Source organism: Anaerovorax odorimutans (genome assembly GCF_024459955.1).
GTDB classification, from domain to species: Bacteria; Bacillota; Clostridia; order Peptostreptococcales; family Anaerovoracaceae; genus Hominibacterium; species Hominibacterium odorimutans_A.
The window spans coordinates 238,951-254,980 of sequence record NZ_JANFXK010000003.1 but is presented as its reverse complement, the minus strand read 5'-3'; the positions used below and the strand labels follow the sequence as shown (position 1 = coordinate 254,980).

The 16,030-nt window shown below is 47.6% G+C and carries 9 protein-coding genes and 1 CRISPR repeat array; of the genes, 8 read left to right on the top strand and 1 reads right to left on the bottom strand.

The features are described from left to right. Window positions 1-679 precede the first annotated feature (679 nt). The 7 genes from cas3 to cas2 are packed head-to-tail and all read left to right on the top strand — an operon-like array spanning window position 680 to window position 8,663. Complete coding sequence (gene cas3, locus NE619_RS04725; RefSeq protein ID WP_256131217.1) at window positions 680-3,178, top strand: CRISPR-associated helicase Cas3'; 2,499 nt, start codon at window positions 680-682, stop codon at window positions 3,176-3,178. 16 nt (window positions 3,179-3,194) lie between these two features. Then, a complete protein-coding gene (gene cas5c / locus NE619_RS04720) occupies window positions 3,195-3,932 on the top strand; it encodes a type I-C CRISPR-associated protein Cas5c (RefSeq protein WP_256131216.1) in 738 nt (245 codons plus the stop codon). Beyond that, complete coding sequence (gene cas8c, locus NE619_RS04715) at window positions 3,919-5,784, top strand: type I-C CRISPR-associated protein Cas8c/Csd1 (RefSeq protein WP_256131215.1); 1,866 nt, start codon at window positions 3,919-3,921, stop codon at window positions 5,782-5,784. Before cas5c ends, cas8c begins: the two co-directional genes overlap by 14 nt. Window positions 5,785-5,807: 23 nt before the next feature. Next, entirely contained in the window at window positions 5,808-6,656 is an 849-nt protein-coding gene (cas7c, locus tag NE619_RS04710; protein ID WP_256131214.1) for a type I-C CRISPR-associated protein Cas7/Csd2, read from the top strand. 1 nt (window position 6,657) lies between these two features. Beyond that, on the top strand, window positions 6,658-7,332 hold the full coding sequence (cas4, locus tag NE619_RS04705) for a CRISPR-associated protein Cas4 (RefSeq protein WP_256131213.1): 675 nt from the start codon (window positions 6,658-6,660) through the stop codon (window positions 7,330-7,332). Beyond that, window positions 7,329-8,360 (top strand): type I-C CRISPR-associated endonuclease Cas1c, encoded by a 1,032-nt coding sequence (cas1c, locus tag NE619_RS04700; RefSeq protein ID WP_256131212.1) that lies wholly within the window; start codon window positions 7,329-7,331, stop codon window positions 8,358-8,360. The genes cas4 and cas1c overlap by 4 nt, the downstream gene beginning before the upstream one ends. Window positions 8,361-8,372: 12 nt before the next feature. After that, window positions 8,373-8,663, top strand: coding sequence for a CRISPR-associated endonuclease Cas2 (gene cas2, locus NE619_RS04695; protein ID WP_256131211.1), 291 nt, complete (start codon window positions 8,373-8,375; stop codon window positions 8,661-8,663). Between the two features lie 169 nt (window positions 8,664-8,832). Next, a CRISPR array of direct repeats spans window positions 8,833-10,396; the repeat unit is 33 nt; unit sequence GTCGAGTCCCGCATGGGGCTCGTGGATTGAAAC. 369 nt (window positions 10,397-10,765) lie between these two features. Here the strand turns inward: cas2 and gpmI are convergent. Next, complete coding sequence (gene gpmI / locus NE619_RS04690; RefSeq protein WP_256131210.1) at window positions 10,766-12,292, bottom strand: 2,3-bisphosphoglycerate-independent phosphoglycerate mutase; 1,527 nt, start codon at window positions 12,290-12,292, stop codon at window positions 10,766-10,768. Between the two features lie 225 nt (window positions 12,293-12,517). Here gpmI and addA point away from each other — a divergent pair, with 225 nt between their 5' ends. Further along, window positions 12,518-16,003, top strand: a complete 3,486-nt coding sequence (gene addA, locus NE619_RS04685) for a helicase-exonuclease AddAB subunit AddA (RefSeq protein WP_256131209.1) — start codon at window positions 12,518-12,520, stop codon at window positions 16,001-16,003. Window positions 16,004-16,030: the final 27 nt, after the last annotated feature.

Here is a 16,030-nt window from a genome sequence, read left to right as displayed (position 1 = left end):
AGGTTGAATATACGTGAAACTTACTCGATCTGGCTCGTAAGTTATAATTTACGAGCGGCGGTAACTTTTCGAAAAAATCATGAAAAGTTACGCAAAGTTGTGGGTTTGCGTAACTCTAAATCGTAAAAAGTGAAAATTTGTGCTACTAGCCGCTCTGAAGGCCGCAGGATCATTGAAAAATGCGTAACTTTTCGAAAAAATTAGGATAAGTTACCAGAATTGTCCTTTTGGTGAGCGTGGTGAGTGACTTGCAGCGTATACAACTCCGATCGGAGTGATGCGACCGCAGCTGCACCGGAACTTAAGACCCGAATATCAATAGGTACAAGAAGGCAGCATGATTTTGATAGTTTCAAAAGGATTCAGAGAAATAAAAACGCCTAAATATCAATCGAGAAGATTCTACTGTACTGTTTTGTTAGTTTTACGAAAATCTTACTGAATTTTTTTCTGAAAGTATCATTCTGACTTGAAGTAATTGCATATTACGATATTCCGTCTTATTTCCCAAGGACCATCCGGGGAGAGCGGTCCCAAGCAGATGAGCGAAAGTTTGCGGCCAAATTCCGGTTTTGATAGTAAATCCCGTATCCATTGCTCCAAAAGAAACATCATGGTCACAGGTCAATATAAAAATCTAACTACCGAATTAAATACAATCCGGCAAAGGACGGTCTTTTTGTGGTATGATAATAACATAAAGAAAATTATGGAAGAGAGCATGGAAATGGAAAACAGAGAGCTTTTAGCCCATATTACGCAGATTGACGGACTGCAGATTGACCAGTCCGTAGAGCAACACTCTTTCAAAGCTGCCCAATATGCAGGGGAAGCTTTGAAAAAAGTGAAACTTTACCATATCGGATATCTGGGTGGGCTCATGCATGATTTTGGGAAATGCCGGATACTTTTTACAGAATATATTGAAGAGCGGTATCAGCAAGAGCAAAATGGCGGAAGTGGACGGGCCAGGGGAAGCGTCAACCACACCTTTGCCGCAGTCCGCTATATACTGGAGCGCTACCATACGGATACAGCATCCGAAACAGAGAAAATAACCAGTGAAATTCTGGCTGTCGCTATGGGATGCCATCATGGTTTCTTTGACATCCAGGACCCTCTGGATGAGAAGAAGGTCAATGGATTTTTACATCGGATAAAGTGCGATGAAAAGGAAATCGACTATCAGGAAGTGAAAGAGAATTTTTTTAAGCAGGTTGCGGATGAGCAGCAGCTCGACGCTTTGTTCCAAAAATCATGCCAGGAAATCAACGCCTTTCTTACGGCCATGCACGGAGAAAGGGAAATCTGTTCTCCACGCAGTATACGTTTGATGCACAGTTATCTTGTGCGGCTTGTTTTAGCGGCGATTATTGAAGGTGACAGAAGAGATACCGCTGAGTTTATGAGCGGCAGGATGTTTGAACAAATTCAGGCAGACCGCGGGTTCTGGCTGAATCAATGTGCATATATGGAGGAACGGATCAAAGGTTTTTCCAAAGATTCCCCCATTAATAAAGCGCGGGCATACATTTCCGACGAATGTAAAAAAGCGGCTGCAGAAAAGGGAGGTATCTACAGGCTGACCGTACCCACGGGCGGTGGTAAGACTTTAGCCTCTTTGCGGTATGCGCTGAACCACGCCGCTGCGTTTGAAAAGGAGCGCGTTATTTTCATCATACCGCTGCTCAGCGTATTGGACCAGAACAGCAGGGAACTGCGAAAATACATAAAAGACAGCCATTTGCTGCTGGAACACCATTCCAATGTTATCAATACTTGTGACGATGAGGATGAATTGGATAAAAACGACCTTCTGATGGAAACTTGGAACGCTCCCTTTATCGTATCGACGATGGTCCAGCTTTTGAATATCCTTTTTTCCCATAGAACCTCCGCCGTCCGCAGAATGAAATCCCTATGTGACAGCGTCATCATCATCGACGAGGTGCAGTCACTGCCTCTGAAATTTACCGAGCTGTTTACCACAGCCATCAACTTTCTGGCAGATTTTTGCGGAAGCACCGTGATTTTATGCTCCGCCACCCAGCCGGCTTTTGATAAGGTGAGATTGCCGATTCACTTGGCAGACAAGACGGACCTAGTAAAACTAGAGGGAGAAGCGGCGGAAGTTTTTAAGCGAGTAAACCTTGTTGATAAAACAGACGGCCCGGGAATGTCCCTAAATGATTTGGCAGAATTTACGGCAGAGAATATAGAACAGAAAGATTCGATTCTGGTGATCTGCAATACGAAAAAAACAGCGCGAATGCTGTTTCAGAAATTAAAGCTTTTGATCCCAGATGGATGCCAGCTTTACCATTTATCAACATCCATGTGTAAAAAACATAGAACGGACGTTCTTGATAAAATCGGCAAGACGCCAGGACTCAATGAAGATCGGAAAGTTATCTGCATAGCGACGCAGCTTGTGGAGGCAGGTATGGACTTCTCCTTTGAGAGCGTTATCCGCATTTGGGCCGGGATCGACAGTATCGTCCAGGCCGTTGGAAGGTGCAATCGAAATAATGATTGGCAGCATATCTGTGATGCCTTTCTGGTAAAACTGCAGGCCGAATCCCTGGGACCGCTGAAAGATATCCAAACCGCTCAGACCTGCTGTGGGAAGGCACTCTATCGTTTTCGAAAAGACCCGGGAGCTTTTGATGGCGATATCCTTTCAAAAGAGCTGATTGAGTTATACTATAAGCGTTTTTTTGACGACCGCTACAGCAAACGGCAGTTTAAATATCCAATTACCATAGAAGGTAGTGAGCAGTTCATCCGTACAATGCTGATGGATATTGGGCCTATTGACAGTGAGCATCCATTTTATTTTAGACAGGCGTTCAAAACTGCCGCCAAAAACTGCAAAGTCTTTGACGATGATAAAACGGATATTGTGGTAAGATACGATGATAAGGTTGACGAATATATAGCCAACCTATGTTCGAAAAAAGCAAAGAGGAACTATGGGTATGCCAGAAAGCAACTGGATGCCATGAAGCCCTATACTGTGGGGCTGTTTCCCTACGAGCTTGATGAGCTGCGGAAAAACGGGCGTTTAGATGAAGATATCTTTGAGGGGGTGATTTTTCTGGACAAGACTGCTTATGACGAGAGCATCGGCGTTTGTCCGGATGAGTATGTACAGTCCGATGATTTTTTATCAATGTAAAGGAAGGAGTAACTTTATGCAGCACGATAATTTTGTGGAATTTCAAGTCTCCGGCGATTATGCGCTTTTTTCCGATCCTATGACGCGAGTGGGAGGAGAAAAATTTACTTATCAAGTTCCTACTTATGAGGCGCTGAAAGGAATTCTGCAGAGCATATATTGGAAGCCTACGATTACGTGGATTGTCGACTCTGTGCGGATTATGAACCCGATACAGACGGAAGCCAAAGGAATTCGTCCGATCAAATACAGCAACAATAAAAATGATCTTTCATATTATACATATTTGAAAGATTGCTGTTATCAGGTAAAGGCGCATTTTATCTGGAATGAAAATCGGCCGGAGCTTGCCCTGGACCGTAACGAAAACAAGCATCACAATATTGCCAAGCGTATGATAAAGAAAGGCGGAAGAAGAGATATCTTCCTCGGCACCAGAGAGTGCCAGGGATATGTGGAGCCCTGTATCTTTGGCGAAGGAACGGGTGCTTATGATAAGATCCCACAGTTAGATTTTGGTATGATGTATCACGGCATTACTTATGCGGACGAAGCCTATTCTGAGGAGACAAAAGGCAAAATGACCGTCAGGCTGTGGCACTGTCTCATGCGGTCCGGGATCATTGAATTTGAACGGCCTGAAAAATGTATCCACCGCCCTGTGCGGGAAATGTCCATCAAGCCTTTTGGCGAGGAACTCTGCAATTTTCAGAGCGTCGATATGACAGGGAGGGATATAGATGAGTCTCTTTAAAATGTTATATGGTACCTACGAATCCAATGAAGCGATGGTGGCAAATCCCTATACTCAATATCCCCTCTGCCCGGTATCCCACATGACCGCCAGCGTGCAGATTGAGATGTCTATTGATCTACAGGGAAACATCGTTGACGCCAGAACAATAACGGATCGGGAAGATGGGGAGACAATTATTCCGGTAACAGAAGAGTCGGCCAGCCGTTCCAGCGGTACGGCACCTCACCCGCTGAGTGACAATCTCACTTATCTGGCGGGAGACTATGGGGACTATGCGGCAAGTAAAAAAGAAACTGATACCGGCAGACAGCGGTTTGACGCATATATTAAAGCTTTGGAAAGCTGGATCAGCTCCGGGAACTCTCATGAGAAGGTGCAGGCGATATACAATTACCTTTCGCAAAAACATACGATCAAGGATTTACAGGAATATGGCGTTGTAAATCTGGACGAAAACGGGAAACTGACGAAAGATAAAATTGCAGGAAAGACTTACGACAAATGCATGGTTCGTTTCATTGTCTTGGGAGCGGAAGAGCCGGAGGAATGCTGGCTTGACAAGAGTCTGATTAAGGCGTATCAGGAATATTATTTCGGCGCAAAGGAAGGCCGGGAAGATATCTGCTATCTGACGGCAAAACCAGCGGCCATTTCGGACAACCACCCCAAGGGAATCCTTGCCGCCAGCTATGGCGCCAAGCTATTGTCGGCAAACGACAACAGTGATTTTACCTACAGGGGGCGTTTTCAGGATGAAAAACAGGCTTACGCTGTCAGCTATGAGGCTTCTCAAAAAGCACACAATGCTTTGAAGTGGCTTGCAAAACAGCAGGGGTACACGGTAGGAAACCGCGACAAACGGACCTATATCTGCTGGAGCCTTAAAGACTTGAAAATACCGGAGGCTGGAAGAGAGCTGGATCTGGAATATGAAGAGGATGCCGTACCCAATACAGTACCTCAGTATCGTCAGCGGCTGCGAAAATTTCTGGGTGGTTATGAGGACGGATTTGACGCAACAGATGATATTGCTCTCCTGACCCTGGAGGCAGCCACAACCGGCCGTCTTTCGGTTACCTATTACAATGAACTGAAAGCCAAAGACTACTTTTCGCGGATACGCAGCTGGTATGAAACCTGCTGCTGGCAGTTTACCACCTTTGACAGCGAAAAAAAGCCCCGTCAGGAGGTAAAAACACCAGCGATAGCCAGAATTGTAAACTATGCTTTTGGCACAGAGCAGGGCAATATGGTAAAAGTCGATGATAAGCTAATGATTATGCAGTATCAGAGATTATTTCATTGTATCGTAGATCGGCAGCGTATTCCAAGAGATTTTGTTCATGCTATTTTCCAAAGGGCCTCCCATCCAATGGGCTATACCTTTGGCAATCGGGAACGAATTCTGTCAACTGCGTGTGCGCTGATCGCAAAATACTATAAAGACAAAGGAGTGGAACTTGAAATGAACTTACAGAAGAATCTGGAAAAATTAACAGGGCAGGACCGGAGAAGCTTTCTTTACGGAATGCTTTTGGCTGTCTATGAGAAGGCCGAGCGGAGCACCTACGATAGAGACGAAAAGCGGGAGCCTAACGCTATTCGTCTCCAGGCATCCTTTGTCCAGCATCCGGGATCAGCAAGAATGACGATTGAACAGGCATTGATTCCATATTACCAGCGTATGGCCCCGAGACTGAGAGATTACTTTCGCAAAGAGATTCAGGAAATTTCAGTGGCGATCGGAGAAGAATCCCGCCTAGATCAGAATAAAGGCTTGAACGAATTGTATCTGACCGGGTATTGGCTGGAACGGGCAGAACTCAGTAAAAAGAAAGAAGATGCGTAAGCACAGTAAAGGAGGAAGTTATCATGAGTACTTTAAATAATAAAATAGATTTTGTTGTATTAGCAGCGGTACGTAATGCCAATCCCAACGGTGACCCTTTGAATGGCAATAGGCCCAGAACTACCTATGATGGTTTTGGCGAAATTTCCGATGTCTGCATTAAGAGAAAGCTGCGTAACCGGCTCCAGGATGAGGGCGAGCAGATCTTTGTTCAGTCCGACGACCGTGCGGATGATGGCTTTTCCAGTCTTAGTGATAGAGTTAAAAACACACTGCCGGAAAAGCTTTCAAAGGAGGATTTCGCCAAAAAAGCCTGTGAAACATGGTTTGACGTGCGAGCTTTCGGTCAGGTCTTTGCCTTTAAAGGCGCAGCGCCAAAGGAAGGCGTATCTGTTGGTGTAAGAGGCCCGGTATCAATCCACCAGGCCAGGAGCATTACACCAATCGATGTGTCCAGCATACAGATTACTAAAAGTGTAAACAGCGAAACAGGCGACAAAAAAGGGGCGGACACCATGGGTATGAAGCATATGGTCAATTTTGGGCTCTACGAGATCAAAGGTTCGATCAATGTACAGCTGGCAGAGAAAACCGGGTTCTCCGAGGAAGACGCTGAAAAGGTGAAAGAGTGTCTCAGGACTTTGTTTGTAAACGACGCATCTTCTGCCAGACCGGACGGGAGCATGGAAGTGATCGGGGTATACTGGTGGAAACACAACAATAAGATGGGACAATACTCCTCTGCCAAAGTACACCGCAGCCTGGTGATTAAGGAAAAAGATCCGTCTAAGATTGCCGATTCGATTGATGATTATGAAATTGAGATCGTTCCCTTGGAAGGATTGGAACCAGAATATATTGAGGGCATCTAAAATGGCTCGCTATGAAGAGGCAGAGTACCTCCAGCTTTCCGGTATTCAGCATTTCGAGTTTTGCAGGAGGCAGTGGGCCTTGATCCATATCGAACAGCAGTGGGCCGAAAATTACCGGACAACGGACGGTGAACTGATGCACAAGAAAGCACATGAAGAAATATCCATTGAAAAGCGGGGGAGCCTGTTGATTATGCGGGGGCTTCGCATTGCCTCCGCAAGTCTTGGAGTTTCCGGGCAGTGCGATGTGGTCGAATTCCATCAGAAAAGGCAGGGCATTACCCTTTCTGGATATGATGGCCTTTGGGAGGTCCTGCCTGTGGAATACAAACGGGGCACAAAAAAGAACGGACTGGAGGATGAAGTGCAGCTTTGTGCGCAGGCGCTATGCTTGGAAGAAATGCTTCTGACCGAGATCCCTAAAGGATATCTGTTTTATGGAGAAAACAAACGGCGGGAGGAAGTTGTTTTCAGCGCCGAGCTCCGCAGCCACGTCGCTGAGATTTGTCGGCAGATGCACGATCTTTATAAAAAAGGCTATACGCCGAAAGTTCGAACTAATAAAAAGTGCCGCTCCTGCTCACTACGGGATCTTTGTCTGCCGAAGCTCAATAAGAATCTGGACGTGGAGAAATATATCAATGAAAGAATAGGCGAGGCGGGTGAAGGGGAATGAAAAAGCTTTTAAACACACTGTATATCCTTTCGGAGGATGTCTACTTGGCGCTGGATGGGGAAAATGTCATTGTTTTGCGTGAAGAAGAGACGGCTGGGCGTTTTCCCCTCCATACGCTGGAGAATATCGTAAGTTTCAGCTATAAAGGGGCTTCGCCGGCCTTGATGGGCGCATGTGCGTCTAGGGAGATTGGGCTGAGTTTTTATTCTCCCCGCGGGAAGTTTCTGGCCCACACCGTTGGAGCTTCTTACGGTAATGTTTTGCTTCGAAAAGAGCAGTATCGTATTTCCGGACAGCCTGAAAAAAGTTTGGCATACGCAAAAAATATGATTACTGGAAAAGTCTTCAACTGCCGCTGGAGTCTGGAACGTACCATACGGGATAATGGTATGCGCATTGACACAGAGAAAGTCAAACATGCTTCTTTTTTGTTAAACGAAGGCCTAAGCGCAGCCAGGAAGTGTGAAAACATGGACTCGCTGCGGGGGCTTGAAGGGAAAATGGCTTCACGCTATTTTTCCGTATTTAATGAATTGATTATTAATCAAAAAGATGATTTTCGCTTCAATGGGCGCAGTCGCAGACCGCCGATGGATAATATCAATGCGCTTTTGTCATTTGTTTATACTATTCTTGGAAATGAATGCGCAGGAGCGCTGGAGGGCGTGGGATTGGATGCGTATGTGGGTTTTATGCATTGCGACCGGCCCGGAAGAGAATCCCTGGCTTTAGACCTGTTGGAAGAGCTGCGCGGCATTATGGCTGATCGGTTTGTGCTGACGCTAATCAATAAAAAAATCATAAAAGGTGAGCATTTCGATCGCCAGGGCGACGGGGCAGTTTTGCTGAGTGAGGAAGGCCGTAAACAGTTTTTCTCTGCATGGCAGTCTCGGAAAAAAGAGACGTTGACCCATCCATTTTTGAAAGAGAAAATCCCCTGGGGATTGGTGCCTTATGTGCAGGCCCTGCTTTTAGCACGGACCATCCGAGGGGATCTAGAAGCGTATCCGCCGTTTTTGTGGAAGTAAAGGAGTGATTTTGTGCTGGTATTGGTTACATACGATGTTTCGACACAGGACGAGGGAGGTAAAAAACGGCTCCGCAAAGTTGCCAAGGAATGTGTTAATTACGGCCAGCGAGTACAAAACTCCGTGTTTGAGTGCATCCTCGATGCATCACAGGTTCTTATTTTAAAGGATAAGCTGTTGTCCATCATTGATACGGAACAGGATAGCCTTCGTTTTTACTATCTTGGTAATAACTATACAAATAAGGTTGAACATTTCGGAGTTAAGGAAGGGTATGAAGCAGAGGGCGTTTTGATGGTCTGACTGATATCCTGGTGCGAAAGGTAAGCAAACATGAAATTCCCGGGCCTTTCGCACCGGAAAAGAGGAGGTTTTTCAGGTGAAACTAGGTTAGAGAAGGTGAGAATTGCGAAAAAATTGTGTTGGTAGCAAGATAGTATGAAAAAAATGCTGGTTTTCGTACTGTATTGCAGTCGAGTCCCGCATGGGGCTCGTGGATTGAAACAAAATGCAAATGCGCTCCGGTTGAATATCCGGTACTGTCGAGTCCCGCATGGGGCTCGTGGATTGAAACATCTTTCAAATTCCCGACTTCCGCAGACGTGTGAGTCGAGTCCCGCATGGGGCTCGTGGATTGAAACGACCCCGCAGGAATTTGCGGTAAACTTTCCACATCGTCGAGTCCCGCATGGGGCTCGTGGATTGAAACCTGTACGCTAAGTTCTGCCATTTTCTTTTCCTTTCGTCGAGTCCCGCATGGGGCTCGTGGATTGAAACCTTCCGATTTTTTCGTACGTTTCTTTCTAGGTTTGTCGAGTCCCGCATGGGGCTCGTGGATTGAAACCTCCGCATCCGGCTCTGGCAATCGTTGAGCCGGGTCGAGTCCCGCATGGGGCTCGTGGATTGAAACGGTTCCGGCTCCGGTTCTGGTTCCGGCTCCGGTGTCGAGTCCCGCATGGGGCTCGTGGATTGAAACACCGATCTTATTTTCTCCTGCCGGAAGGGATGGTGTCGAGTCCCGCATGGGGCTCGTGGATTGAAACCCAGCTGAGATATAATGCTCGTTGTCTCTTTTCCGGTCGAGTCCCGCATGGGGCTCGTGGATTGAAACCGTTTTGGAGTGTGTGAGAGGTTTAAATATTTGTCTGTCGAGTCCCGCATGGGGCTCGTGGATTGAAACCAATTCCGTACTTGACGCATGTTTTAAGTTAAAGTCGAGTCCCGCATGGGGCTCGTGGATTGAAACATAGATTTTGAAATAGAGGATTTAGGGGAAGAGGCGTCGAGTCCCGCATGGGGCTCGTGGATTGAAACAACGACATCGGCAAAAGTCGAAACGAATCGTGGAGTCGAGTCCCGCATGGGGCTCGTGGATTGAAACGATGAGCAGAACTTTGCGATGTGTGGCAAGACAATGTCGAGTCCCGCATGGGGCTCGTGGATTGAAACAATCGCCGTTTCGGAGTTCTGTGTAAGAATAAGGTCGAGTCCCGCATGGGGCTCGTGGATTGAAACATCTTTCAAATTTCCGACCTCCGCAGACGTGTGAGTCGAGTCCCGCATGGGGCTCGTGGATTGAAACAAAGGTCGCCATCCTTTTCACGATGCCCGGCTCATAGTCGAGTCCCGCATGGGGCTCGTGGATTGAAACTGTTTTGTCCGCGATATAATCAAAGATCAGCTCTTGTCGAGTCCCGCATGGGGCTCGTGGATTGAAACTTCGACTGCCAGGTCCTTGTCTGATGGATATAGCAGTCGAGTCCCGCATGGGGCTCGTGGATTGAAACGGCTGAAAAACGTACAAATTGAATGCCGGCCGGCGTCGAGTCCCGCATGGGGCTCGTGGATTGAAACCGTAACGGATACTTTTAACTCTTTTGCGCGGTCGAGTCGAGTCCCGCATGGGGCTCGTGGATTGAAACTAAGAAACTACGGCTACGAGTCCCGCATGGGGCTCGTGGATTGAAACACAGCTTTGTCTTTGTTTGGGTCGTCCATGACGAGTCGAGTCCCGCATGGGACCCGTAGATTGGAATGCCACTACTTCAATTTCCTAACCCTCATATTCAGCCAAGCCTCCATGGAACTGGGAGGCCTCATGCACAGTGGTAACTTTTTCTTTAAAGCGGCCTCCGTTTACGCAAAGTTATGAGTTTATAGGGATTCTGTGGGGCTGGAAGCGAAAATTTGTATGATCTGGCCGATTCAGAGGCCGGCAAATCGTTGAAAATTGCGTGACTTTTGGCAAAAAAGGGATCTGTTTATTTACTAAGATTATGAAATTAAAAAATCGTGACCGCTCAGTACAGGCAGTCACGATTTCTTATTATGTAGGAAATATCGTTTTACGATATTTCCGGAATATCAACAAAAGCTACCGCTAAAAAGAATCGGCGAAGTCGACTTTATTTTACCAGGCTTTCTCCGGTCATCTCTTCCGGAACGGCAAGGCCCATGAGATCGAGCAGGGTAGGCGCGAGATCGGCCAGCTTGCCGCCGTCTTTCAGTTCTACAGGTTCTTTAGCGATATGCAGCAGCGGAACCTCGTTCAGAGAATGAGCGGTTATTACAGCCCCGTTTTCATCCAGCATATTGTCCGCGTTTCCGTGATCTGCGGTCAAAAGGATCTGTCCGTCTTTTTCAAGAACAGCGCTGACAATCTGAGGCACGCACTTGTCCAGCGTTTCAATAGCGGCAACGGCAGCGTCCATGATGCCGGTATGGCCAACCATGTCCGCATTGGCAAAGTTGAGTATGATGACATCGTATTTATCGGAAGCGATTTCTTCCAACACCTTTTCCGTTACCAGATAAGCGCTCATTTCCGGCTGAAGATCATAGGTCGCTACCTTTGGAGAAGGAATCAGGACCCGATCCTCGTTTTTATTGGGGGCTTCCACGCCTCCGTTGAAGAAGAATGTAACATGCGCGTATTTTTCCGTTTCCGCGATGCGCAGCTGAGTAAGTCCCAGCTCCGCCAGATACTCGCCCAGAGTCGCTTTCAGGGACTGCGGCGGGTAGGCGATGTGAACGTTGGGCATTTCCGCGTCGTACTGTGTCATGCAGACATAGTACAGGTTTTCAAGTTTCTTTTTGCGTTCAAAGCCATCAAAATCATCCGCAACAAAAGCACGGGTGATTTCCCTTGCCCGGTCGGGCCTGAAATTGAACATAATCATAGCATCGTTATCCTTAACCGGCTGGCCGCCGTCTACGCAGGTGGGCTGAACGAACTCATCGTTTTCATCCCGATCATAAGCTGCTTTAAGCGCTTCTTCTGCTGTAGCCGCATGAAAGCCTTCTTCGAGGGTCATGGAGTCATAAGAGGCACTTACCCGTTCCCAGCGTTTATCCCTGTCCATGGCGTAGTACCTGCCGGCTATGGTGGCGATTTTTCCAAGACCGACTTTCTTCATGTGGGCTTCCAGCTGTTCAATGTAGGTGGCTGCGCAGCGAGGCGGTACATCGCGGCCGTCCAGGAAGCAATGAACATATAGTTCTTTGATTCCTTTCTGCGCGGCCATGTCGATGAGCGCCAAAAGATGATTGATGTGACTGTGGACGCCGCCGTCGGAAACCAGGCCCAAAAGATGGAGTGCGGAATTGTTGGCGAGCACATGCTCCATCGCCGCATTGAAGGCTGTGTTTTCTGAGAAAACGCCGTCTTCTATTTCCTTGGTGATCCTTGTCAGCTCCTGATATACGATCCGTCCGGCTCCGATATTCAGATGACCCACCTCGGAATTACCCATCTGGCCTTCGGGAAGGCCCACAGCAAGACCACATGCCTTGAGTGTGGTTTTCGGGTACTCAGCAAACAGCTTGTCCAGCCCGGGCGTATTTGCCTGAGCAATGGCGTTTCCATAACTATCTTTGTTTTCGCCGAACCCATCCAAAATCATCAGCATGGTCGGCCGTTTAAATTGATTCATATATGTTACCCCCTTTACAGAGAAAAATAATATCGTACACGTTGTTTATTATATCAAATTATAGAAGGGATTCCTACTTGTTTTTAGAGGACTGCACTGGAGATTGGGAAAAGCCTGCGGCAGTACATTCCGGACGTATAGCTTGCCGGGACTCAGCTTGCAAGTTATAATAGAAAAAGCATATGACAAAACCGGGAAAACGGAAGGAAAGGAAAACACAGCAGAATGAAATGGACGAAACAGCAGCAGGAAGCGATAGACCTGCGCGATCACAATATATTGGTATCGGCAGCTGCCGGTTCCGGAAAAACAGCGGTACTTGTAGAACGAATCAAACAATTGATCCTTAAAGACCGTATTGGCCTCGACCAGTTCCTGATCGTAACCTTTACCAACGCCGCGGCTTCCGAGATGAAGGAAAAACTCATTACCGCCATCACAAAGGCCATCGAGGAGGAGCCTAAAAATTCGGCATTTCTGAGAAAACAGCTGGATCTGGCAGCCAACGCCAATATCAGCACCTTTCATTCCTTTGCCCTGGAAGTGATCCGCAGATATTTTTACCTCACAGATATTGAACCCAATTTTAAGATCGGAGACGAAGGAACCGTAGAGATCATGAAATGGGATGTGATCGACCAGCTTTTTGCGGATTTCTTTGAGGCAGAAGACCTGGAATTTCTGGAGTTTCTCAGAGCTTACGCTTCTGACCGCAGTGAACATTCCCTCAAAGAAAATTTGCTGAACCTTTACACGACCATCCGCAGTATTCCCCATCCCCTGAGCTGGTTATCGGAGCAGGTCAGGACACTGGATTTCGCGAAGGAACAGTTTATGGATAGCCCTTTGGCGCAGTTTGTCCTGGAAGATCTGAAGACGAGTGTGACGCAGATACTCGACGGATTCCGTCAAGCGGGCCAGCTGGCGGAAATGGCGGGAACGGAAGGCATCTACAACAAGAATCAAGAGGATCTGGCAGCGCTGGAGCCTCTTGAACGAATGGCTGAGAGCGGCGATCTGGATGGAATCGGCAGGCTGCTTGTCTCCTTCAAGGCCAATACTATGCGTGCGGGAAAGGCGGAAAAAGAAGATTACGAGCTGATTAAGGAAGAAATGAAGGCCAGCCGGGATTACAGTAAAAAAATGATCGGTGCCTTGAAAGAACGATATTTTGCCCAGACCATGGATACCTATATCGAGGATCTGCAGAAGGTCTATCCTGCCGCCTGCTATCTGGAAAAGCTGATTCTGGAATTCGACAGGCGCTTTCGGGAAGCCAAGAAAGAAAAGAACCTGATTGATTTCAGCGATATCGAGCATTATGCCCTTGAGATTCTCGAGCATGAGGAGGCCGCCGCCGAATACAGAGAAAAGTTTGCCTGTATTTTTATTGACGAATATCAGGACAGTAATGTTCTTCAGGATACCCTGATTAATCTCATCCGAAGAGAAAACAACCTTTTCATGGTGGGGGATATCAAACAGAGCATCTATAAATTCCGACTGGCAGAACCGGAAATCTTTCAGGAGAAATATCGGGAATACGCGGCCGGTGAAAACGAAGCCAGCACAAAGATCGACCTCAATCAGAATTTCCGAAGCAAAGGACAGGTAATCGCAGCGGTAAACGGCGTCTTTGAAAATATTATGAAGGGCTACGATCAGGATGCGGCTCTGTATCAGGGAGTTGCATACACAGGGGAGCTGGATTACCGGACTCAGCTGCATGTTGTGGACAGCAGGGTTACAGAGGACATGGATCTGGATGAAGATGTGGCCGAGATGAAAAACGCCCAGCTGGAAGCCTATAATGCGGCAGGCATCATCCGTGAACTTTTAGGAAAGCCCATCTTTGATGCCAAGAAAAACTGCCAGAGATCTGTCACAAAACGGGATATCGTGATCCTGATGCGGGGGACAAAGAACTATGCCGACGTTTTTCAGGAAGTTTTTACAGAGCTGGACATCCCATCCTATGTGGACGACAGCGGCGGATATTTTGATACGGTTGAGATTCAGGTGTTTCTCAATCTTCTGAGAGTCATCGATAACAAGCGCCAGGACTTGCCCCTTCTGAGCGTGCTGCGGTCCGCGATCTTTCATTTTTCCATCGACGAACTGATCCGTATCCGCCTGGCTAAAAAAGAAGGTTCCTACTTTGAAGCTTTTAAGGCTTTTGCGGAAAAGACAGGACCGGAGGAGGCCCTTTCCCGGAAATGCGCCGATGTGCTGGAGAAAATCGGTGTTTACCGGGAGATGGCACAGGTGCTGCCCCTGGAAGAGTTTATCTGGAAACTGATGTGGGAAACCGAATACTATACTTACTGCGGCGCTTTGCCGGCCGGGCAGCAGAGGCAGGCCAACCTGAGGGCATTGGCAGACAAAGCCAGAGCTTTTCAGGAAACCGGCCGCGGGGGCATTTATGGCTTTCTCACATATGTGCAAGCGCTGGAAAACCGTAAAGTTCCCACCGGGCAGGTTAAGCTGATAAACGAAAACGACGACATCGTGCGGATCATGACCATTCATAAAAGCAAAGGGCTGGAATTTCCGGTGGTTATTGTTGCCGGCCTGGGAAAGCGGTTCAATTTCAACAAGACAGGAAAGGGGTTTCTGGCCCATAAGGATCTGGGTCTGGGGCTGACTCGGGTGGAACACCGGGAGCACTGGTATCGAAAAACAATCATGCAGACCGCGATTGAACGGAAGATGCGTCAGGAGGATCTGGAAGAAGAGATCCGCATCCTATACGTGGCCTTTACCAGAGCCATGGACCAGCTGATTCTTCTGGGAACCAGTAAAACCATCGAAGACGGGCAGCCTAAGGCGTCTCCATCTAAAAGCTGTTTCCTCGATTACCTGATTCCGCTGATTGAGGAAGGGCAGATGGATCTGTATCTCCACGACCGGACTCAGCTCAGCGGGGAAAACTGGCAGCGAGGGCAGAACAGGGAAAAGGTCAGAGAATTATTTCTTCAAAGCGCAGATAAAACCTTACAGGACGAAACCCTGTATCAGGAGCTTGAACGCAGGTTCTCCTTCCAATATGAAAACCTGGCGGCCCTTTCCAAGAAATCCAAGTATTCCGTTACGGAGCTGAGCCGTATGGGCAATGAACATGAGGAAACGGAAATTGTGCTGCGGTCTCCGGCCTTTATGCAGGGTTCTCAGGAATTTACGGCAGCGCAGCGGGGGACGATCATGCATAAGGTCATGGAGTGTATAGACTTTAAAGAAACACTGGATCGGATTCAGCAGGGAGAAGGGGTCGAGTACGTGCGTTCCCAGGTAAAACGGATGGAAGATCAGGAACTGCTGCTGGCCGAGGAGGCGCAGGCGGTGGAATGTGATAAAATCGCTGCCTTTTTCCAAAGCGATATCGGTGTGCGGGCGGCCAGAGCGGAGAAGCTGTACAAAGAGACAGAGTTCAACCTTCTGAAAGAGGTTGATGGTACAGAGGTCATGGTTCAGGGTGTGATCGACTGCTACTTTGAGGAAGAGGATCACCTGGTGCTTATTGACTATAAAAATAGTTATGTAAATCAGAATGATCGAGAAAACGCCCTGCGAAAACTGAAAGAAACTTATGCTGGGCAGGTGCGGATTTACAAGGAAGCCCTGGAAGTCATCCGTCAGAAGAAAGTCGCGGAGGCGTGTCTCTATCTTTTCAGCGAAAACGACTGCATCAGCTATCACACAAATGACAATTGAACAAAAAAGGCCGCTGCCCGCGGATAA

What these genes read in the sequence shown, in the direction of transcription:
- cas5c (WP_256131216.1), top strand. Translation starts at nt 3,195, where the DNA reads ATGCAGCACGATAATTTTGTGGAATTTCAAGTCTCCGGCGATTATGCG.
- cas8c (WP_256131215.1), top strand. Translation starts at nt 3,919, where the DNA reads ATGAGTCTCTTTAAAATGTTATATGGTACCTACGAATCCAATGAAGCG.
- cas7c (WP_256131214.1), top strand. Translation starts at nt 5,808, where the DNA reads ATGAGTACTTTAAATAATAAAATAGATTTTGTTGTATTAGCAGCGGTA.
- cas4 (WP_256131213.1), top strand. Translation starts at nt 6,658, where the DNA reads ATGGCTCGCTATGAAGAGGCAGAGTACCTCCAGCTTTCCGGTATTCAG.
- cas1c (WP_256131212.1), top strand. Translation starts at nt 7,329, where the DNA reads ATGAAAAAGCTTTTAAACACACTGTATATCCTTTCGGAGGATGTCTAC.
- gpmI (WP_256131210.1), bottom strand. Translation starts at nt 12,292, where the DNA reads ATGAATCAATTTAAACGGCCGACCATGCTGATGATTTTGGATGGGTTC.
- addA (WP_256131209.1), top strand. Translation starts at nt 12,518, where the DNA reads ATGAAATGGACGAAACAGCAGCAGGAAGCGATAGACCTGCGCGATCAC.